The 19,607-nt window shown below is 63.7% G+C and carries 18 protein-coding genes and 1 tRNA gene; 10 read left to right on the forward strand and 9 right to left on the reverse strand.

From position 1 onward, the window contains the following. Positions 1–80: 80 nt before the first annotated feature. Positions 81–2,405 carry an amino acid permease gene (locus DWB23_RS19630; RefSeq protein ID WP_121744485.1) on the reverse strand — a complete coding sequence of 775 codons (2,325 nt, stop codon included), beginning with the start codon at positions 2,403–2,405 and terminating at the stop codon, positions 81–83. 280 nt (positions 2,406–2,685) lie between these two features. After that, positions 2,686–2,889 carry a hypothetical protein gene (locus tag DWB23_RS19635; protein WP_121744486.1) on the reverse strand — a complete coding sequence of 68 codons (204 nt, stop codon included), beginning with the start codon at positions 2,887–2,889 and terminating at the stop codon, positions 2,686–2,688. A gap of 207 nt (positions 2,890–3,096) precedes the next feature. On the opposite strand from DWB23_RS19635, the gene DWB23_RS19640 reads away from it, so the two are divergent. Further along, positions 3,097–4,635 carry a TrkH family potassium uptake protein gene (locus DWB23_RS19640; RefSeq protein WP_121744487.1) on the forward strand — a complete coding sequence of 513 codons (1,539 nt, stop codon included), beginning with the start codon at positions 3,097–3,099 and terminating at the stop codon, positions 4,633–4,635. 194 nt (positions 4,636–4,829) lie between these two features. Here the strand turns inward: DWB23_RS19640 and DWB23_RS19645 are convergent, their stop codons facing one another. The 4 genes from DWB23_RS19645 to DWB23_RS19660 form a co-directional block, all read right to left on the reverse strand. Then, complete coding sequence (locus tag DWB23_RS19645; RefSeq protein ID WP_121744488.1) at positions 4,830–5,951, reverse strand: DUF63 family protein; 1,122 nt, start codon at positions 5,949–5,951, stop codon at positions 4,830–4,832. 75 nt (positions 5,952–6,026) lie between these two features. Next, positions 6,027–6,839, reverse strand: a complete 813-nt coding sequence (locus DWB23_RS19650) for an inositol monophosphatase family protein (protein WP_121744489.1) — start codon at positions 6,837–6,839, stop codon at positions 6,027–6,029. 183 nt (positions 6,840–7,022) lie between these two features. Then, entirely contained in the window at positions 7,023–8,369 is a 1,347-nt protein-coding gene (locus DWB23_RS19655; RefSeq protein WP_121744490.1) for a ribonuclease J, read from the reverse strand. Between the two features lie 294 nt (positions 8,370–8,663). After that, positions 8,664–8,746: transfer RNA gene (locus tag DWB23_RS19660), tRNA-Leu, on the reverse strand. Positions 8,747–8,867: 121 nt separating this feature from the next. Here DWB23_RS19660 and DWB23_RS19665 point away from each other — a divergent pair. Beyond that, positions 8,868–9,095, forward strand: a complete 228-nt coding sequence (locus tag DWB23_RS19665) for a DUF5795 family protein (protein ID WP_121744491.1) — start codon at positions 8,868–8,870, stop codon at positions 9,093–9,095. A 95-nt stretch (positions 9,096–9,190) separates the two neighbouring features. Here DWB23_RS19665 and DWB23_RS19670 read toward each other — a convergent pair whose 3' ends face one another. Then, positions 9,191–10,063, reverse strand: a complete 873-nt coding sequence (locus DWB23_RS19670) for a UbiA family prenyltransferase (RefSeq protein WP_121744492.1) — start codon at positions 10,061–10,063, stop codon at positions 9,191–9,193. A 195-nt stretch (positions 10,064–10,258) separates the two neighbouring features. Between DWB23_RS19670 and DWB23_RS19675 the strand changes: the two genes are divergently transcribed. From DWB23_RS19675 to DWB23_RS19690, 4 genes are all read left to right on the forward strand, one after another. Next, positions 10,259–10,813 (forward strand): Rrf2 family transcriptional regulator, encoded by a 555-nt coding sequence (locus DWB23_RS19675; protein WP_121744493.1) that lies wholly within the window; start codon positions 10,259–10,261, stop codon positions 10,811–10,813. 255 nt (positions 10,814–11,068) lie between these two features. Further along, positions 11,069–12,223, forward strand: a complete 1,155-nt coding sequence (gene sucC, locus DWB23_RS19680) for an ADP-forming succinate--CoA ligase subunit beta (RefSeq protein WP_121744494.1) — start codon at positions 11,069–11,071, stop codon at positions 12,221–12,223. Then, on the forward strand, positions 12,220–13,092 hold the full coding sequence (sucD, locus tag DWB23_RS19685) for a succinate--CoA ligase subunit alpha (RefSeq protein WP_121744495.1): 873 nt from the start codon (positions 12,220–12,222) through the stop codon (positions 13,090–13,092). The genes sucC and sucD overlap by 4 nt, the downstream gene beginning before the upstream one ends. Positions 13,093–13,442: 350 nt before the next feature. Continuing rightward, the gene (locus DWB23_RS19690) at positions 13,443–13,925 is read left to right on the forward strand and encodes a hypothetical protein (RefSeq protein ID WP_238717516.1); all 483 of its coding nucleotides are present in this window, start codon (positions 13,443–13,445) and stop codon (positions 13,923–13,925) included. A gap of 119 nt (positions 13,926–14,044) precedes the next feature. Here DWB23_RS19690 and DWB23_RS19695 read toward each other — a convergent pair whose 3' ends face one another. Beyond that, positions 14,045–14,758, reverse strand: a complete 714-nt coding sequence (locus DWB23_RS19695; protein ID WP_121744496.1) for a hypothetical protein — start codon at positions 14,756–14,758, stop codon at positions 14,045–14,047. 341 nt (positions 14,759–15,099) lie between these two features. On the opposite strand from DWB23_RS19695, the gene bioB reads away from it, so the two are divergent. The 4 genes from bioB to bioD all read left to right on the forward strand — a co-directional run bounded on the left by bioB (position 15,100) and on the right by bioD (position 19,380). Next, entirely contained in the window at positions 15,100–16,206 is a 1,107-nt protein-coding gene (gene bioB, locus DWB23_RS19700) for a biotin synthase BioB (RefSeq protein ID WP_121744497.1), read from the forward strand. 35 nt (positions 16,207–16,241) lie between these two features. Next, the gene (locus DWB23_RS19705) at positions 16,242–17,321 is read left to right on the forward strand and encodes a transcriptional regulator (protein WP_121744498.1); all 1,080 of its coding nucleotides are present in this window, start codon (positions 16,242–16,244) and stop codon (positions 17,319–17,321) included. A 159-nt stretch (positions 17,322–17,480) separates the two neighbouring features. After that, positions 17,481–18,689, forward strand: a complete 1,209-nt coding sequence (locus DWB23_RS19710; protein WP_121744499.1) for an aminotransferase class I/II-fold pyridoxal phosphate-dependent enzyme — start codon at positions 17,481–17,483, stop codon at positions 18,687–18,689. Positions 18,690–18,696: 7 nt separating this feature from the next. After that, positions 18,697–19,380 (forward strand): dethiobiotin synthase, encoded by a 684-nt coding sequence (gene bioD / locus DWB23_RS19715; RefSeq protein ID WP_121744500.1) that lies wholly within the window; start codon positions 18,697–18,699, stop codon positions 19,378–19,380. Positions 19,381–19,403: 23 nt separating this feature from the next. Here the strand turns inward: bioD and DWB23_RS19720 are convergent, their stop codons facing one another. Then, the gene (locus DWB23_RS19720) at positions 19,404–19,604 is read right to left on the reverse strand and encodes a hypothetical protein (protein WP_121744501.1); all 201 of its coding nucleotides are present in this window, start codon (positions 19,602–19,604) and stop codon (positions 19,404–19,406) included. Positions 19,605–19,607 lie beyond the last annotated feature (3 nt).

Below are 19,607 nucleotides of genomic sequence, written 5' to 3' on the forward strand. Positions count from 1 at the left end.
AATAGATCGATCCCTCTTAAGGCATTCGCCTTCCTGAATATATGGCCGAGTCAATAACGCATTCAAAATCTAGTGCGCCATTAATTATCGAATCCGGATGTTTCCCTCGGCCGTTCGGGGCTGTCATCCCGACCCGTCGGCTTCGGCGTGATACCGATCTCGTCCGCCGACTCGTCGCCGCTGGCGCCGAAGATCCGTTCGCGGAACGTGCGTTTGTGACGTTTCTCCGCGAGCAACACCGAACAGTCGACCTCATCGAGAACGTCGAGAATGAGCGAACCGCGGGCGAGTCGCTCGAGGACGCCCTTCTCCGTCGCGCCGATGATCAGCAACGTCGCGTCCGACGCAGCCTCGGCGATACGGGTCTGGACGTCGCCGGTCTCGACCCTGCACGTCGCGTCCTCGAGGCCGCGGTCGCGAGCCCAGTTCTGGAGGAACTGCCGTCCCCGCTCGCGGTCGTCGGCGACGTGGAACAGCGTCACGTCCGCGTCGAACAGGTCTTGAAGCGCGCGCGCGACAGCCGCCGCGAGATCCGAATCGGGGCCGCCGGCGGTCGGGAGCAGGATTCGAGACGGGTCGAATCCACGGTCGCGAAAGACCAGGAAGTCACACGGGAGCGACCGCGCGAGTTCGTCGACGGTGGTTTCTACGCGACCCGGCGAGCCGTGAGAGTCGGGACCCCACCCCATCACACAGCTGTCGACGCCGTATCGTTTTGCGGCGTCGAACACTTCCTCGATGCCGCGGTGTGAGAGCACCACGTGCGTTTCCACGTCGACGCCGTACGTCTCGGCGTCCGCCCGCGCCTGCTCGAGCAGGTGCGCGGCCGCTTCGTGGTCCTTCTGTTTCCGAGCGGCCCGCAACGAGGTTTGATCGGGCACTTGCTCGATGTTAACGGCGACGACCGTCCCGTCGTGTTGGGCGGCGATCGCCGATCCGAGTGTGATGAGATGTTTTTCGTGAGCGGGGTTCGCGAGCGGGACCATCACCCGGTAGTCACCGCCCTCGGGTTGAACGGACGTGGTCGCGGAGACGGCCGCGTTCGGGAGTTCCTCCGAGCGCTCGAGGACGTAGTCGGCGAGAACCCCTGGCGACTCGATCTCCGAGCGGGCGTAGCCGAGGTACCAGACGACGCCGAAGACCACGAATCCCATCGAGAGCAGGATGACGATCGGTTCGATGAACGCGATCAGCGCGAACGAGAAGACCGCGCCCAGAATCGGCGTCGCGGGGTAGAACGGCACGGTGAAGTCCGGATCATAACCCGCGGGTTTGGCCTCCCGGAAGACGATCAACGCGATGTTCAAGAGACCGTAGACGATGAGGTGGAGAACGCTGCCAGCGGTTGCCAGTATCTCGAGGTTTCCAAAGGCGATAAACAGGAGGATGAACGCGCCCGTGATCGCAATCGCGCGGTAGGGCGTCGCAAAGCGTGGATGGATCTCGTTGATCTTCGGCGAGATCAGTTTGTCCCGGCCCATCGCGAAGTTGATTCGGGAGGACGCGAGGATCGACGCGTTCGCCGACGATGCGGTTGCGAGCAGCCCGCCGAGCAACAGCGCCGCGGCACCGACGGGACCGATCAACAGTCGAGCGACGTCGACGACGGCGGTTTCGTTGTTCGCGACGAGGCTGGTTTCGACGGCCGCGAGGATCGCGAGGAGAATCAGGGCGTACATCACGGTGACGATCACGACGCTCCCGATCACCGCCCGCGGGAGGTTCTTCCCCGGTTCCTGAATCTCTTCGGCGACGGACGTGATCTGGACGAAGCCGAGGTAGGAGACGAATATCAACCCCGTCACCGGCAACAGGGGTGCCCAACCGAACGGGTCGATCGGACGGAGCGTTTCCAGATCGGCGTTGAGCAGGCCGAACAGGGTAAAGACCGCCAGAATTCCCATGAGTACGATGACGATAACGTTCTGCAGCCGCCCCGTCTCCTTCGCGCCGATGTAGTTGATCGCGATGAAAAACCCCGCGCCGACCAGCCCGATCAGCTGGGCCGAGTCGAAGCCGAGGGGGCCGAGTGTCACCGACGAGATACTTACGAACTGGTTGACGTACTCGCCGAACCCGTACATGTAAAACGCCGAGGCGAACGCGAGCCCCATCCAGTTGCCCCAGCCGGCGATCGAACCGAACAGCGGCCCGAGTCCCTGGTTCACGTAATAGTATGCACCGCCGGAGACGGGCATCGCCGTCCCGAGTTCGGATGCCGAAAGCGCCGTGAGCAGCGCGAGTCCGCCACCGACGACGAACGCCAACGCCGCCAGCGGCCCGAGCTCCGCCACCGCCGGTCCGGGGAGGACGAAGATCCCCGCCCCGATCATCGTCCCGACGCCGATGGTCAACGCGGCGAGCGGGCCGATGTCCTTGGCGAGTTCCTCATCGCTTCCGCTCATGGTTCCTCCTCAGTACTCGTTCACCGGGAATCAGCTGTGGATTGCGTGTCATTCTGTGTTACGAACTGCGGGAATCGGTCGCCGAGTATCCGTCACGATAGCGCACTCAGATGTGGCCGGAATGTTCTGTCGAACTGAAAGTCACGCCTGAACGGAGTCCATCCCGAGCATAGTGAGGCGAAGTAGGACTCACCCCTTAACAGGTTCGTTTACCGCTCGAGACCCGACTCCGATCGAGCCGTTCGTCACCGTCTCAAACCGAGTGCCGTCTGCGGTCCGGTTATCGGGTCGCTTCTTCGAGAATGTGAGTAATGGCCCAGATGACCCAGATAAAGACGAGAACGACAAAGACGCCCATCTCGAGGCGAACGAACGAACCGTGCCAGACGGCGAGAATGACCGCAACGACCGTAATCGAAACGGCGGTAACGGTAAAAATGTCGAAAAAGGAGGAGGGCTCTCGAACGCTGGGCAGTCGAGTCATGCCAATCACGTACTCGTAGGGGGCCAACGCATATAGATCATCGGTCAACACGTCTGGACGACGGAAGCGGTGAGCGATCAGGTGTCGATACGTGGCGTCCGCCAGCGAGCCGGGAGGCTAGGTCCGGATCTAACTTCAATAGAATTATGTGCGACCGAAATTTTGGAGTAGCGTGTTTCTGGCAGTGCCGTCGCCAGATGTGTGAGCATGAATATACGTGTTAACTGGCAGGCAAGCATTGCCCTCACTGGAACCGTTCTCAAATATCTCGCCCTCGCGCTGCTCGTCCCGCTCGTCGTCGCCATCATCTATCAGGAGGATATTTTCGCTTTCGTGGCGACCATCGTGATTACCGTCACCGTCGGATTCCTTCTCGAGCAACTCGATCCCGATCCCGATCTGCAACCGCGGGAGGCGCTGTTGCTGGTCGCGATCGCGTGGCTCGCCGTCGCGATCATCGGATCGGTTCCGTACGTGATCGCGGGCTACGACACCGCTTCCACGCTTGCGCATCCGGTGAACGCACTCTTCGAGTCGATGTCCGGGTTCACGACGACGGGAGCGACGGTGATGGGCGAGATTTCCGTCGACGATCACTCCCACGCGATCATGATGTGGCGACAGCTCACGCAGTGGCTCGGCGGCATGGGGATCATCGTGCTGATGATCGCGATCCTACCGGAACTCGCCGTCAACGGTGCACAGCTGATTCGAACGGAGGCACCGGGACCGGAGTTACAGAAGCTCACCCCCAAGATCGCCGAAACGGCCCGCATCCTCTGGCTCGTCTACTTCGGGTTTACGGTCGTCCTCATCGGGTTGCTCTACGGGCTCAATCGCGTAGGAGTAGCTCCCGAAATGACCTTCTACAACGCCGTCGCACACGGCTTTTCGACCCTGCCGACTGGCGGGTTCTCGCCCGAAGCGAACAGTATCGCGGCGTTCTCGGCGGTCGTTCAGTGGGTCATCATCCCGTTCATGGTCGTTGCCGGGACCAACTTCGCGCTCTTTTGGTACGTGTTACACGATGAGCCGCGACGGATCGTTCAGAATACCGAGTTTCGCACCTATGCCGGGGCAATCGCGGTTCTCGCGGGGCTTCTCGGTGCGCTGTTGTACAGCGGTGGGGCACCCCCACTCGGCGACCTGGGCGGGACGACCGAGGGAGTAGGCGAGAACGCTATTCGACAGGCGCTGTTCCAGACCGTCTCGCTGTTGAACTCGACGGGATTCGCGACGAGCAACTTCGCACAGTGGGACGGGGCCGCACAGGTGGTCCTCCTGACCGCCATGTTTATCGGCGGCAGCGCCGGTTCGACCGGTGGCGGGATCAAGATCATCCGCTGGCTGGTCGTGTTGAAAATCGCTCGCCGGGAACTGTTCACCGCTGCGCACCCCGAGGCCGTAAAGCCGATCCGGATCGGCGGGTACGTCGTCGACGAGGACGTGATCCGTGGCGTGCTCGGCTTTACGTTCCTCTTCTTGCTCATCTTCGCCTTCGCAACGGTGTTCCTCATCGTCGATGCGGCCCGCGTCGGCTACTCGCTGACGCCCCTCGAGGCCATCGGCGCGAGTATCGCGACGATCGGGAACATCGGTCCGGGATTCGGCGCGGTCGGCCCGTTCGGAAGCTACCTCGAGTTTCCGGTAACCTCGAAACTCGTGATGATCTTCCTCATGTGGATCGGTCGCCTCGAAATTATTCCGGTGCTCGTCCTGTTCACGGGCGCGTTCTGGAAGCGATGACCGCTCCTCACGCTATCGAAGCGGGTCCCGCGTTCGGCGGACGCTCCGCGGATCGATACCGGCCGTTCGCGGGCGATACACCGGCTCCCGTTTCGTGGATACCGCTACAGGCGCGGACGTGAATCTGCGTCGTCGAACTCACGGCTCTCGAAAGCAATTGTCACTCGAGTAGAAATCGCCCGTACGACGGCCCGTCAGATGCCGAACGTCGCCCTGAGCATATCGCGACTTCCCGGACCGAGTCCGACGGCGACGACGGTGATCATCATCACGATCGCAAACCGGGGGTTCTCCTCGAATATCTCCTCGTTGAACACCCAGATGATGAACACGGGAGCGGCGAGTTTCACGAGCGCGAACGGCCACGCAGAACCGGTAATCTCGGTGATGCTTGCGGGAAGAAACGACCCCGTCACGTTGACGATCGCCTCGTTGACCGGATGTTTCGGACTGTAGCCGAGGTTCCAGACGTGCGACCAGTCGAGCATGAGCTGGTTCGCGAACCCGTCGATCGCGTGGGCCCAGATGATGATGATCCCCATCAATCCGGTACCGCGGTTCAGATCGGGGGCGAACCGCGTGATCCCGATCCAGATGATGGCCGTCGAGACGGTCGCGGCCGTGAGGACGATGGTCGCGATCAACGGGTGAAACGAGACGTACTCCGTCGTCGCGGCGAGATAGCCGAGCCAACCGAGCGTGACGGCGAGCGCGGTTGCACCGATCGTGACGAGGGGATACTCATAGCCCGAGACGTACCCGTTTCGCTCGAGGTAGACGGAGCCGGCGACCGCGACGAACGCGATGAAGGCCACGGTGAAGTAGATCAACGGACTGATCATGAACCCCGACCACGGCAACTGAATCGCGAGTTCGCCCGTCTCGCGGTAGGCGGCGACGTTCGCGTCCTCGACGGTTCGGAGGGCACCGCCGAAGAGCATGAACGGGAACAGGGCGAAAAAGCCCGCGCGGTAGCGTTCGATCTCGAGGCGGCGAATCACGAACAGGATCCCGATCACGAACAGGATAAGCGTCGGGATGTATCCCGAATACGAGACGAGCGTGTATCCCGGCGCGGCGGTCGGTCCGGCGTCCGCGGGCGCGTTGTTACAGTGTACCTGTTCGCCACCCGCCCACGCGATACAGCTCCATCCGTGAGCGTCAGCAACCACCGGTCCCCAAAAGTACTGCCAGATGATGTCGACGTACACGCGCTGTGGGAACACCAAGGCGGCGAGTGTCACACCGACGGCGAGGAGGACAACGGTCGCGGCCCAGATCCGTTCGGCCCCGTACCGTTCGATATACTCGTCCATGGACGATACCCGTCGGGGCGGGTGCTTACCGTTTCCGATTTTCTGCAGGGATAGACAGTCGACAGTCGGTGACCGTTACTCGCCAGTGAACTGGGCCTCCCGCGTTGCCGCACGCAGTTCCTCGTGGATCTCACCGTTCGAGGCCACCAGCCCGGTGCTGTCGTGTCGCCAGCGGTTCCCCTCGAGGTCGGTGACGGTCCCGCCGGCCTCGCGGACCAGCTGGACGCCGGCGACGGTATCCCACGAATTCGCCCGCAGGTTGGTCATCGTCCCCTCGAGCGTCCCCGCCGCGACCATCGCTAACTCGAGTTGGGCGCAGCCAAAGCGACGCATGTCGCCGAAGCGCTCGACGATGGCTCGCGTCGCCCCGGCGTACTGCTCACGGTCGTCGAAGTCCCACCAGAACGTGGGACAGACGGTTGCGGCCTCGGGGTCGCCGCAGTCGCTGACCGAAAGCGGTTCCTCGTTTCGAAACGCCCCCTCGGGGCCGACGCGATACGTGTCCGACAGGGCGGGACAGACGGTCGCCGCGCCGACCGGCTCGCCGTCGCGGACTGCGGCGACGGCCGTCGCGAAGGCGCGACTCTCGTTGACGAAGTTGTTCGTTCCGTCGATGGGATCGACGATCCAGGCCGGCCCCGTCTCCGGAACCTGCTTCAGCGCATCGTCCTCCTCGCCGACGATCGGATCCGCCGGAAACGCCTCCTCGATGACCTCGATAACCGTCGTCTGGGCGTCTCGGTCGACCTGCGTCACGACGTCCGTCTTCCCGTCCTTGTACTCGACCTCGAGATCGGTTCGAAACGACTCGTCGGCGACGTCTGCACCCGCGGTAGCCGCGCGGACCGCGACGCTCGCCCGGCGAGCGTCCCCGTTGCGTTCGCTCATTGGCTACTGTCGGGAGGCCGGCGTGAAAAGCGGACCTACTCGTTCTCACGGCCGGCGAGCAGCGGGCGGCGATCGCGAGAAACGCTCTCGAGACGCTGCAGACCTCGGTGTGGCGCCACGGAGCGACCGCTCGCGGAGTGGTGAGATCGACGCGAGAAAATACCGAGGTGGGCCGAAGCCGAGTTAGACGAGTTGGATGACGTTTCCGTTCGAGGAGACGTGGATATCCCGTCCGAGATCGTAGCCCTGGTTCGAAGCGAGATCAACGTAGCCCGACAGCCCCTTCAGATTCTGGTGGGCCGGGATGATGTGCTGGGGCTGGAGCGCGTCGAGCATCGTGTAGTGGCCCTCCTGGCAGAGGTGACCGGAGACGTGGATGTCGTCGTAGACGCGTGCACCCTGCATGCCGAGCAGTTTCTCCGCCTGGTAGCGCTGGCCCTCGTTGGTCGGCTCCGGAATGACGCGCGCGGAGAAGACGACCTTGTCGCCATCGTTCAGCTCGTACGGCGTCTCGCCGCGAGCCATCCGGGTGAGCATCGCACGCGGCTCGCCCTGGTGGCCCGTGACGACGGGGAGGAAGTTCTCCTTACCCTCGTTCATGATCCGTTCGAACGACTGATCGACGGAGTTTCGATGGCCGAACATGCCGAGGTCGTCCGGGAAGTCGACGAAGTCGAGTCGCTCCGCGGTGCCGGAGTACTTCTCCATCGAGCGCCCGAGCAAGACCGGCTGGCGGCCGATGTCCTTCGCGAACTCGACCAGCGACGTCACCCGCGCGATGTGGCTCGAGAAGGTGGTGGCGACGATGCCGCCGTCGTAGTCCTCCATACTGTAGAGGACGTCCCGAAGGTGTTCTCGAGCGACGTTCTCGCTCGGGGTTCGCCCCTTCTTGTTCGCGTTCGTACAGTCCTCGATGTAACACAGCACACCCTCGTCCTCCCGACCGATCTCGCGGAAGCGCTTCATGTCGATCGGGTCACCGATGACCGGCGTGTGGTCCATGCGCTTGTCCAGCCCGTAAACGATCGCGCCCTCGGGCGTGTGGAGGACCGGGTTGATCGCGTCGATGATCGAGTGGGTCACGTTGACGAACTCGAGTTCGACGCCGCCGTCGCCGATCGTCATCGATTCGCCGGGATCCATCGTCACCAGTTCGTTTTCGGTGCCGAACTTCTGTTCGTCCTGCAACTCTTGTTTGACGAGTTCGATCGTAAACGGCGTCGCGACGACGGGAGCGTCGTACCGGTGGGCCAGTTTCGAGATGGCGCCGATGTGGTCGAGGTGGCCGTGGGTCGGCACGATCGCTTTCACGTCGCCCTCGAGGTCGCTCATGATCCGATCGTCGGGGATCGCGCCCATGTCGATCAGATCCAGACTGTGCATCCCTTCCGTCCGGATGTTGTCGTGGATCAGTACCTTCGACAGGTTGAGACCCATGTCGAAGATAACGATGTCAGTACCAGCGCGAACGGCAGTCATCTGCCGTCCGACTTCCTCGTAGCCGCCGATCGTCGCGATTTCGATTTCCATAGTGAGTGCCGATCATAGCAGTCTCTTCACAGGGCGCGCCAGCAGATACTGACTGCAACAGGAACGAATCGACGGACGTGAGGCGTCGTCGGTCACGTCTCCGATATCGCCATGTGAAAGACGGCGCGTCTTTCGGTTATCAGACCAGTAGCCCTTCGGCCGTATATAGTTCCGGATTCGGTTCGGAAACGGGCGGTTCTCCGTCTTCGCTCGGCAGACGCTGTTAGATCCATCGACACCACCGCAGAAGTTTGCGAGGGCAAGACGCTCCGTCTTGCCGCACTAGTTGTGTAGTGCGAGGGGAGGGAATCGAACCCACGAACCCCTACGGGAGCGGATCTTGAGTCCGCCGCCGTTGGCCGCTTGGCTACCCTCGCACGCATCGTGAGCTTTCTCCCTCACGAGGTTAAATCGTCCGATTCTCGTTCCCCATGTCCGCGGCCTCGAGACGCGGCGCAACTGAAAACGCTTAGGGGGCTCTCGGTCGATAGCTCGAGCGTGAGCGAGAATCGCGTCGTTCAGGGGCGAATGGTAACGGGCAAAGCACTCGCGGAGCTGATCGAGGACGATTCGGTGATGGAAGCCGAGCCGATCGAAGACGCCGACAGGGACTGTCCCGAGTGCGGTGGAAACGTACTCGAGGTCGGCTACATGCCCTCGGTCACCGAGTTCATCACCGGCTGGAAGTGCCAGGATTGCGACTGGAGCGAGACGGATCGAGACTGAGTAGCCGGAGCCGACCAGCGGCGACGATAGCGAGCCCGGATCATCCGTAGCACGGAAACTCGTCGAGACGGTCCGCACTCGACCGATGCTCGAGGTTACCAGAGCAGCCACTCCAGCGCGAGGACGACCGCCGCCAGAAACACGTGCTCGCCGTCGACGACGAACCCGTAGTACAGCGGGCCGCGCTCGGGCGTCGCGAACGGAACGTATCCCGCGACGTAGCCGTTCATCGCGAGCAGCGCGAGGTACTCGAGCGACAGTCCGGTTCCGACGACTAATCCAACGACTGCGACGGCGACGGCACCGTTTGCGATCTGCGAGTAGCGACGAGTCGCCGCCACCCCGAGCGTGTTCGGAACTGTGGCGATTCCTTCCTCGCGATCACCCGGGATGTCCTTGACGTCGAAGATCACCGCCGCGATGGTGATCATCGCGGTCACGTAGCCAGCGAGGAGGAGGATCTCGAGCGTCCAGAGCCGGTCGTAGTAGTAGCCGACGCCCAGCGGAATAATCCCCCACGCGAGACCGACGAAAACGTTCTTGACGAGAAAGAGTCGCTTGATGCCGCCCAGCGAGTAGAGGAGTGCGACGACGAGCGGGAGGAGCATGTACAGCGCCCCCGGAACCCCCAGCGCGACCGCGGCCCCGATCGCAGCGAGATAACAGGCACTCCCGAGTGCCAGCCAGAGCCGACCGTAGCGCTTGGTAAGCGCTGCTCGCTGCGGGACGTTCTGTTCGTCCTCCTCGAGGTCGGTGAGTCGGTTGATCGTGTAGACGAACATCGTCGCCGCGAAGACGATGAACATCGGCAGGATCTCGAGGGGAAGTTCCACGAGGAGTATCGTCGTGATAGCAACGCTGACGGTCGCGATCGAGATGAAGAGATTACTGTGTACGAGCAACCGGAGGACGGCCTTCAGCGACGAGACCCATGCTGGCGTTCGGTGCGTCGCGGTGGGATTCGTCACGTCAGTTCACGTGGGTGCAGAGAGGGATGGCAGACGTTTTAATGCTGTGTTGGACATACTGTCGCCGTCGGGAGCGGATACTCGAGTGCGTATTGGTCTTTCGTCGAACAAGTCGCTATGGGCCTTCTATCGCCGATCTCTTGGGGATCGGGAGACGACCTGTACGGATAAGTATCGGCGGTCGCTATCGTGAGTATGACCCAGATCGAGTTAACCCCTCGTCAGCGGACGGCGCTGACGGCGCTTCTGAATCACTATCAAGATACCGGGTCGCCGGTCGCCGCCAAAACCATCGCCGAAGAGACCGATCGAAAGCCGAAATCCTTCCGCAGACAGTTGGTGAACCTGAAGGAACTCGGGCTGGTCGAAGGCGTCCGCGGACCGAACGGCGGCTACAAACCCACCGAAGGCGCGTACTCGGTGCTCGAGCGTGAGGCGGTCGATGATCCGGAGACCGGTGTCCTCGCGAGCGAGTTCGAACGCATCGATGCCATCGTCGACGAGATCCGCTTTACGAACGTACACAATCCCGACAAATGCCGGGCGCAGATCCGGTTCCAGCAGTCGATTCGGGGGTTCGACGACGGCGACGCGGTTGCGATCGGCGTCACGACCGGGACGGAACTACTCCTCGCCGGCGTGATCGACGTCATCGACACGACCACGAACGTGATTATCGTCGACATCGCTCAGTTGGAGACGCCCGGCAACTGGGAGGGTGGCCGCTCCCGACCGTCACCGCCAGTCTGAGCGACAGGCGTCGGGGGGAGTCGACGACGGACGCTCGAAATTCAAAATCGGGCATTCGTCCCGACGCTTTCCGGGGACGTTCGAACGAGTGGGTACGCACACCGGTCACACGATTGAACTATTACACAAACAACAGGCGAGCGAAAACGGTACGCATCTTCCGGTCGCACTCCAGTTGATAGTCGTCGATGGTTTTCCGTCGCGAGTGGAAACTAACAGGATTTAAGCAAGGTCGGAACGGCCGTTCGAATGGCTATGAAACTACACGAGTATCAGGCGAAGCAGGTCTTCGCCGACGCTGGGATTCCGACGCCAGCGTCTCAACTCGCCTCCGACGTCGACGGCGCTGTTGCCGCGGCCGAGGAGATCGGGTATCCAGTCGCAATCAAAGCGCAGGTACAGGTCGGCGGCCGCGGGAAAGCCGGCGGGATCAAACTCGTCGACGACGAGGACGAAGCCCGCGAGGCGGCCGACGAGATTCTGGGGATGGATCTCAAGGGCTACCACGTCGGGAGCGTGCTCGTCGAGGAAGCGGTCGACTTCACCAACGAACTCTACGTGGGGATCACGATGGACCGCGGCGAGGGCAAGCCCGTCGCGATGGTCTCGACCAAAGGCGGCGTCAACATCGAGGAGGTCGCCGAGGAAGACCCCGACGCCATCGCCCGCGAGCACATCGACCCCTCCTTCGGCATGCATCCCTACCAGGCCCGCAAGGCCGTCTACGATGCCGGCGTCGATCAGGCGATCGCTCGCGACGTCTCGAGCGTCCTCACTACGCTCTATCAGCTCTGGGACGACCGCGACGGCGCAGACGCCGAGATCAACCCGCTGATGGTCACCGCAGACGACGAGGTCATCGCGGCCGACGCCGTGATGAACATCGACGAGGACGCGTTATTCCGCCAGCCCGAACTCGCCGAGATGGAGGCGGAAGCCGCCAGCACCGGCGACGAACTCGAGCAGATGGCGGACGAGTACGACTTCGACTACGTCCGACTCGAGGGCAACGTCGGAATCATCGGCAACGGTGCCGGACTCGTGATGACCACGCTCGACCTCGTCGACCACTACGGCGGCGAGCCCGCGAACTTCCTGGACGTCGGTGGCGGCGCGAAGGCCGCCCGCATCGCGAACGCGCTGGATATGGTGTTCTCCGACGACAACGTCGACAGCGTCGTCTTCAACATCTTCGGCGGGATCACTCGCGGCGACGAGGTCGCCCGAGGAATCAACGAGGCGCTCGAGCAGTTCGACGAGATCCCCAAGCCGGTGGTCGTGCGACTGGCCGGCACCAACTGGGAGGAGGGCATGGAGATTCTCAACGAGGACCTCGTGACGGTCGAACAGACCCTCGAGGACGCGGTCCAACGTGCTGTCGAGTACGCTGGGGAGGTGAGCGAACAATGAGTGTACTAGTCGACGACGACACGCGCGTCGTGGTACAGGGCATCACCGGCGGGGAAGGCAAGTTCCACGCCGAACAGATGATGGAGTACGGCACCAACGTCGTCGCCGGCGCGGTTCCCGGCAAAGGCGGCCAGGAAGCCGCCGGCGTTCCGGTCTACAACACGGTCCACGAGGCCGTCGAGGAGGAGAACGCCGACACGTCCGTGATCTTCGTCCCGCCGGCCTTCGCCGGCGACGCGATCTTCGAGTCGCTCGATTCGGGTCTCGACCTCGCGGTCGCGATCACGGAAGGCGTCCCGACCCAGGACATGGCTCGCGTCAACAAGCGCCTCTCCGAGACGGACACGCGACTCATCGGCCCGAACTGTCCGGGCCTCATCACGCCGGGCGAGGCCAAACTCGGCATTCTCCCCGGAAACATCTTCGCGGAGGGCAACGTCGGCCTCGTCTCCCGCTCCGGTACCTTGACCTACCAGGTCGTCGACAGCCTGACCAACCGTGGCATCGGCCAGACGACCGCCATCGGTATCGGCGGCGACCCGATCATCGGCACGGACTTCGTCGACGCCCTCGACCTCTTCGAGAACGACCCCGAGACCGACGCGATCGTCATGTGCGGTGAGATCGGCGGCGAAGACGAGGAGGAAGCGGCCGCGTTCATCGACGAACACGTCGACACGCCGGTCGCCGGCTTCATCGCCGGCCGCACGGCGCCGCCGGGCAAACGGATGGGCCACGCGGGCGCAATCGTCTCCGGCTCCGGCACCGGCACCGCGGAGAGCAAGATCAACGCGCTCAACGACGCCGGCGTCCCCGTCGGCGACACCCCCGAGGAAGTCGCGGACCACATCGAAGGGTTCCTCGACTAACGCGCTGCACGCCATCTTTCGTCTTTTATCGGTGCGAGCGATTCGGCTTCGTTATTCTGAGTCGCGTGGGACTGACCCCCGACTAGCACGGGGAATACACGGTGTCGCCCGCTCTCTCGCCGCATGGTCGATAAAGAGACCGTTCGTCGGGGATACGACGAGATTTCGGCCACGTATGCCAGCGAACGAGCGCCCGGACGACGGGAGATACCGATCGTCGAACGGTTCCTCGAGCGTCTTCCGCTTCGACGGCGAGTTCGTTATCACGTGGGAGGGAAGCGCCGATGCTGACGACGGTCGCCGACAATGCCGTGCCAACGCTTGTTGTGCTCTACGGAGAATGTAAGGATATGTCCGGAACCGACGACGAGGTACCCGCATCCGAAACCGAGAACGAAACCGGTGCGCCCGACGGCGTCGTCCCGGCGACCGTCGCCGACGCGAGCGGCTACGGACTCTCGCTCACGCTGATCGGCGGCGTGTTGCTCGCACTGGCGTACTACGGCTACGTCGCAGTGACCGGTCCGCAGGCGCTCGGGCAGGCCGTTCCCCGACCGTTTTATCTTCTCGTGTTCGCGCTCCTATTCGTCCTCGAGCTGTTTCAGAGCCGCGAGCGTGGAGGAGTAGCAGTGGTTCGGGCGACCGCTCTGGCGCTCTTTTACGGCGGGCTGACCGCGTTCGCGATAGAGGGCGGCGTCTACCTCTGGGAGAACCCCTGGGCGGCGCTCGACGGCTTCGTCGGCGTCACCGTGCTGGCGGTGTCGCTGGTCGTCGCGGCGCTCGCGTACTTCGTCTACCTGTCGGCACTCGAGTCGACCGGGACGGGTCGCTGACGTCGCTGCGCTATCCGTCGTCGGCCCCCGCCGCTCGTAGCCGGCCCGCTCACGCACCACGGTAACGGTCGTTCGTCGGAACGGACTCGAACGGCACCCCGAGCCGCGAACTCGAGTCGCTAAAACAGGCCGCCGAACTTCGATCGAAGCCAGCCGAGCAGTCCGGACGAGCGCTCGTCGTCGTCCGTCGTCGCCGGGAGGTCCGCCTCCGTTTTGGAGACGATCGCGGTTTCTTCTGTCGTGTCCGTCTCACCAGCGTCGGTGTTCTGGAAGGGAACGTAGGCCGACGAGTCCGTGGCCTCGGGCTCGTCAGCGTCGGTCGTCGCAGCATCGGTCGCGGTGGAGTCAGTATCGGAACGATCCGAGTCGACAAACACGCCGGCGGGATCCGCCGACTTCTGGGTGTCGGATTCCGCCTCTGTGGCGTCGTCTCCGTCCGCGTCGATCCAGAGGAACTCCTTTTCTTTCGTCCGGTCCGTCAACAGGAGGTCCTCGAGCGCGTTCTCGTCGACTAGCAGGTCGTCGTCGACCGATTCCGACACCGGATCCGGCTCGTCCGCACTCGCGATGATCTCCTCGGGGCTCTCGTCGTCGAGGACGCTATCGATGTCGTCGGTATCGGAAACGGTCGCCTGGAGCTGTCCGAAGACGGCGGCGGCCGTCTGGTCCTCGATCTCGCTGTCGGACGCCTCCGCCTCGTTGTCCGCAACTCCCCCGTCAACTGCGTCCCCGTCGGGTGATTCCCCCTCGATCTCCCCGAACAGTTCGTCGGTGGTTGCTCCGACATCGAGTGCCCCATCACTCGAGTTCGTGTTTATCCTGCTATCAGTCATGACTTCTTCCGCAATGATAGATAATCACATGACTTTAACTTTTGGAATTTTTTCACCGCGAACGGGCCGGAGTGATACGACATTAATGTGACGGCCGTCTCCGGAAACGCGGAGTAGAGTGGGTGGACGTTTCCGTAGTAATCTGCCGTTCGATGGATCGATTATGAACATCAGCGCGCGAGAGCGTACCCGGTTCCCGTGATCGCGGCGTCGTTCGCGGGCGATAGTGGTCGTCGAACCTCTCCCAACACGGCTACCACACCAGTACTCACAGAGGCGCGAACTCGCAAATGACGTGAGTATCCACAATCGTTATAATACCGTCAACCAGTGTTGGTATCGTGGTTTACGAGACGAACAACGAGACGGTCGACGACGCACTCGAGCGGGTGCTGGCCGGCGAGCGACTCGATCGGACGGACGGGCTCGCGTTGCTGGCCCAGCCGGTCGAACCGCTCGCGGAGGCCGGTGCGGCCGTGCGCGATCGCTTCGGCGACGGCACGGTCGACGCCTGCTCGATCGTCAACGCGAAGGCGGGCAACTGCGCCGAGGACTGTGGCTTCTGTGCGCAGTCGGTCCACTTCGACACCGGCATCGACACCTACGATTTCCTCGGTCCGGAGAAGGTTCTCGAGGCCGCCAAACGCGCCGAACGCGACGGTGCCCAGCGCTTCGGGATCGTCGTCGCGGAGAAGGGCGTCTCGAAGGAGAATCGCCCCGAAGAGTGGGAAGAGGTCCTCGAGTCCGTGCGACTCGTCAGGGACGAATGCGACCTCGAGGTCGACGCCTCCCTCGGCATTCTCACCGAGGAGGAGGCCGCGATCCTCGCGGCGGAGGGAATCAACCACTACAATCACAACATCGAGACCTCGCCGAACTACTTCCCCGAGGTCGTCGGCTCCCACAGCTTCGCGGATCGAGTGAAGACCCTCGAGACCGCCAAGGCGGCCGGGATGGACCTCTGTGCCGGCGTTATCCTCGGCATGGGAGAGTCGCCGACCGACCGCGTCGACGCCGCCATCGCGTTACAGGATATCGGCATCTCCTCGCTCCCGGTCAACGTACTGAACCCGGTCGCGGGGACGCCGATGGCCGAGCGGGGCGGGAACATCACGACCGAGGAGATCGTCAAGACGGTCGCGGTGTACAAACTGCTCCACCCCGAATCGCGGGTGCGACTCACCGGCGGCCGCGAGGTCAACTTAGACCCCGACGAGCAACACCTGCCGCTCGAGGCGGGTGCGGACGGCCTCCTCACCGGCGATTACCTCACGACCGAGGGCCAGTCGCCCGGCGAGGACTTAGAGATCGTCGAACGCGCGGGGCTCGAGCCGAACCGGGAGACCAACGAGTTCGATCCCGAGGAGGTCAAGGCTCGCTACGGCGACTCTGCGGAGTCGTCGACCGAAACGACGGCGAATACGGGCGCGGAACCGAGCGACGACTGACGACCAGCATCCGACACGGAAGACGACACAACACAATGGACGACATAACGTTTGCAGTAGTTGGAACCGGTGGTATCGGCCGACGAACGCTCGAAGTGAGCCAGCACAAAGACGCCCTGACGCCCGTCGCGGCGTGTGACCGACACGGCATCGCGATCGATTCCGACGGCCTCGACGTCGACGAACTGCTCGCGGCGACGGAGGGGAATATCGACAGCGAACCGCGAGACGGCGACGTTGCGACCGACGGTGGAACGGGCACAGCAACCGACGAGAGTGAAGGCGGCGTCAAACAACACGGCGAGGACAGGGGCGTCGTCGCCTCGAGTCAGGCCCGTCCCAGCGAGGATTCCATTCGGGACGTCATCGACCGCGGCGACGAGATCGACGCCGTGTTGCTCGCGTTGCCGAACTACGAACACGACTTCATCCCGCGCGTCGCCGATCGCTTCCTCGAGGGTGGCTACTCGGGAGTTATGGTCGACGTTCTCAAACGCTCGCGCGTGATCGACATGCTCGACGACCGCGGCGAGGCGTTCGAACATGCCAGGATCACCTTCATCTGCGGCGCGGGCGCGACGCCCGGGCTGTTGACCGGTGCGGCGGCGCTCGCCGCCCAGTCGTTCGTCGAGGTCACCGACGTCGAGATCCGGTGGGGCGTCGGGCTCAAGTCCGGCTACGCGGACAACCGCGGTACCGTCCGCGAGGACATCGCCCATCTTCCCGAATACGATATCGAAACGGCTCGCGACCTCTCCGAGTCCGAGATCGAATCGATCATCGACGACCACGACGGCGTTATCGAGTTCGAGGACATGGAACACGCCGACGACGTCCTACTCGAGCGCGCCGGCGTCTGCGACGCCGAGGACGTCAGCGTCGGCGGAATCCTCGACGTCGAGCGCGATACAAAGCCGACGACGACCACCGTCAGCGTGACGGGGACGACGTTCGACGGCGAGACGGCGACGAACACCTTCCAACTCGGCGACGAGACGAGCATGGAGGCGAACGTCAATGGTCCGGCGCTCGGCTACCTGAAGACCGGTGTTCGTCGCAACCGCGCCGGCGAGTACGGCGTCTTCGGACCCGCTGAACTGATGCCGGGGTTCTGAACCATCTGTTCTTGAGAACCACGCGGCTCCGGGTCCCGAATCGCCGTTGCGCGCGAGCGTGATCACACTCGACGGTCGCGTCACTTGTCAGCACGAGACGCGAGCCGTGTCGAATAGAACCGTGAAAGTGAAACCATGGCAATGATACCGTTCACTCGAATGGAAGACCGCGGGTTCGACCTCGAGGAGCGAGTCGACGCGCTCGAGGAATCCACGCTGAAACGATCGCTATCACCCGTCGACCGGGTCGCCGAGCGGGGTTACTTCGCCCCACCGCCGGGGAGCGAGCTACCGGTTCTCAGCGCGGACGAGGCGCTGGTGTTCGCCGCGAACAACTACCTCGGCTTGACCGACGACCAGCGGGTGCAGGACGCGGCCCGACAGGCTACCGCGACCGTCGGCACGGGTGCCGGTGCGAGCCGGCTCGTGACCGGTGATACGATGGTCCACCAGGACCTCGAACGGCTGCTCGCCGAAACGAAAGGAACCGAACGTGCGCTCTCCTTTTCGTCGGGGTACGCCGCGAACGTCGGGACGATCACGGCGCTCGAGCCGGACGTCATCTTCTCCGACGAGTACAACCACGCGAGTATCGTCGACGGCTGTCGGCTGACGGCCGCCGAAACGGTCGTCTACGACCACTGTGATGCCACGAGCCTGCGGTCGAAGCTGGCCGCCCGAGCCGAGAGCGCGGCGGCGAGCGACGAGTCCTGGCTGATCGTCACCGACTCCGTGTTCAGCATGGACGGCACCGTCGCGCCCCTGACCGAGATCTGCGAGGCCGCCGAGGAGTTCGGCGCGTGGCTGATGGTCGACGAAGCCCACGCCACCGGCCTCTACGCGAACGGCGGCGGCGTCGTCCAGGCGGAGGGGCTCGAGGATCGCGTCCAGATCCAGATGGGGACCCTCTCGAAGGCGCTGGCGAGTCAGGGCGGATACGTCGCGGGCAGCGACGAACTGATCGAGTGTCTGGTAAACGACGCCCGCTCGTTCGTCTTCTCGACCGGTCTCGCGCCGCCGGCCGCCGCGGCCGCGAGCGAGGCCCTTCACATCGCCCGCCACAGCGACGTCCGAGAACGGCTCTGGCAGAACGTCGCTCACCTCCGGGACGGCCTCGAGACGATGGGCTTTGACGTCCTCGGAGACTCCCAGATCCTCCCCGTGCTCGTCGGCGATCGAGACGACGCGGTCGCCCTCGCCGACGGACTCCGGATACGGGATATCGTCGCGCCGGCGATCCGACCGCCGACGGTGCCCGAGGGAACCAACCGAATCCGCGTCGCCCCGCTGGCCACGCACGATCAGGACGACATCGTCACCTGTCTCGAGGCGTTCAAAGACGCCGGCGAGGACGTCGGACTATTGTGAATACGTGATGACCGCCCCACTCGCAATCGTCGGCACCGATACCGGCGTCGGCAAGACCGTCGTCACCGCGGGGCTCACCCGCGACCTCCGCGAGCGAGGGTTCGACGCGCGGGCGATCAAACCCGCCCAGACCGGCTACCCGCCGGACGACGACGCGGAGTTCGTCGCCGACGCCTGTGACGACCCGGACGCCGCGACCTGTCCCCGGTACCTCGAGCCGACGCTCGCCCCGCGCGTCGCCGCGGTAGAAGCCGGCGAAGCGCTCTCCTACGACTCGATCCGCACGGCGTGTGCCGAAGCGATCGCCGAGACTGAGGTCCCGATCGTCGAGGGAATCGGCGGCCTCCGCGTTCCGCTGGCCGGCGACCGCGAAGTAATCGACCTCGTCGCCGACCTCGAGGCGACCGCGGTCGTCGTCACCCGATCGGGACTCGGCACGCTGAACCACACCGCGCTCTCGGTCGAAGCACTCGAGTCCCGCGGCGTCGATATCGCGGGACTCGTCTGCAACGAGTACGCGGGCGCGACGGTCGCCGAGCGGACCAACCCCGACGAACTCGAGCGCATGACCGGCTACGACGTCGAGACGGTGCCGCCGCTCGAGGGCGAGACGCCGCGCGCGCTGGCTGCCGGCGTGACGGCCGCGCTCTCGGCTTCGTTTTTGGACCGACTCGTACCGGAAGAACGCTGACGGAGTACGGTGGAGGTCACGGATCAGTCGGCCGACGGCATCGGTCGGTCCTCGTCGGAGACCGCCCGATCACTATCGGCGGAGGTGTCGGCGATGTCGCAATGTGCCTCGACCAGGTGTGTCACGATCTCCGACTTTCGATGTTTGACCTCGAGGTGAACGCGAAGCGCCGCTCGTTCGTCGTGCGTCTCGGTACAGAGGGGGCAGCGATGGGAATTGCTCATTCG

Origin of the sequence: Natronorubrum halophilum (assembly GCF_003670115.1) — an archaeon.
In the GTDB taxonomy this organism is placed as follows: domain Archaea; phylum Halobacteriota; class Halobacteria; order Halobacteriales; family Natrialbaceae; genus Natronorubrum; species Natronorubrum halophilum.

What these genes read in the sequence shown, in the direction of transcription:
- DWB23_RS19630 (WP_121744485.1), bottom strand. Translation starts at nt 2,405, where the DNA reads ATGAGCGGAAGCGATGAGGAACTCGCCAAGGACATCGGCCCGCTCGCC.
- DWB23_RS19635 (WP_121744486.1), bottom strand. Translation starts at nt 2,889, where the DNA reads ATGACTCGACTGCCCAGCGTTCGAGAGCCCTCCTCCTTTTTCGACATT.
- DWB23_RS19640 (WP_121744487.1), top strand. Translation starts at nt 3,097, where the DNA reads ATGAATATACGTGTTAACTGGCAGGCAAGCATTGCCCTCACTGGAACC.
- DWB23_RS19645 (WP_121744488.1), bottom strand. Translation starts at nt 5,951, where the DNA reads ATGGACGAGTATATCGAACGGTACGGGGCCGAACGGATCTGGGCCGCG.
- DWB23_RS19650 (WP_121744489.1), bottom strand. Translation starts at nt 6,839, where the DNA reads ATGAGCGAACGCAACGGGGACGCTCGCCGGGCGAGCGTCGCGGTCCGC.
- DWB23_RS19655 (WP_121744490.1), bottom strand. Translation starts at nt 8,369, where the DNA reads ATGGAAATCGAAATCGCGACGATCGGCGGCTACGAGGAAGTCGGACGG.
- DWB23_RS19675 (WP_121744493.1), top strand. Translation starts at nt 10,259, where the DNA reads ATGACCCAGATCGAGTTAACCCCTCGTCAGCGGACGGCGCTGACGGCG.
- sucC (WP_121744494.1), top strand. Translation starts at nt 11,069, where the DNA reads ATGAAACTACACGAGTATCAGGCGAAGCAGGTCTTCGCCGACGCTGGG.
- sucD (WP_121744495.1), top strand. Translation starts at nt 12,220, where the DNA reads ATGAGTGTACTAGTCGACGACGACACGCGCGTCGTGGTACAGGGCATC.
- DWB23_RS19690 (WP_238717516.1), top strand. Translation starts at nt 13,443, where the DNA reads ATGTCCGGAACCGACGACGAGGTACCCGCATCCGAAACCGAGAACGAA.
- DWB23_RS19695 (WP_121744496.1), bottom strand. Translation starts at nt 14,758, where the DNA reads ATGACTGATAGCAGGATAAACACGAACTCGAGTGATGGGGCACTCGAT.
- DWB23_RS19705 (WP_121744498.1), top strand. Translation starts at nt 16,242, where the DNA reads ATGGACGACATAACGTTTGCAGTAGTTGGAACCGGTGGTATCGGCCGA.
- DWB23_RS19710 (WP_121744499.1), top strand. Translation starts at nt 17,481, where the DNA reads ATGGAAGACCGCGGGTTCGACCTCGAGGAGCGAGTCGACGCGCTCGAG.
- bioD (WP_121744500.1), top strand. Translation starts at nt 18,697, where the DNA reads ATGACCGCCCCACTCGCAATCGTCGGCACCGATACCGGCGTCGGCAAG.
- DWB23_RS19720 (WP_121744501.1), bottom strand. Translation starts at nt 19,604, where the DNA reads ATGAGCAATTCCCATCGCTGCCCCCTCTGTACCGAGACGCACGACGAA.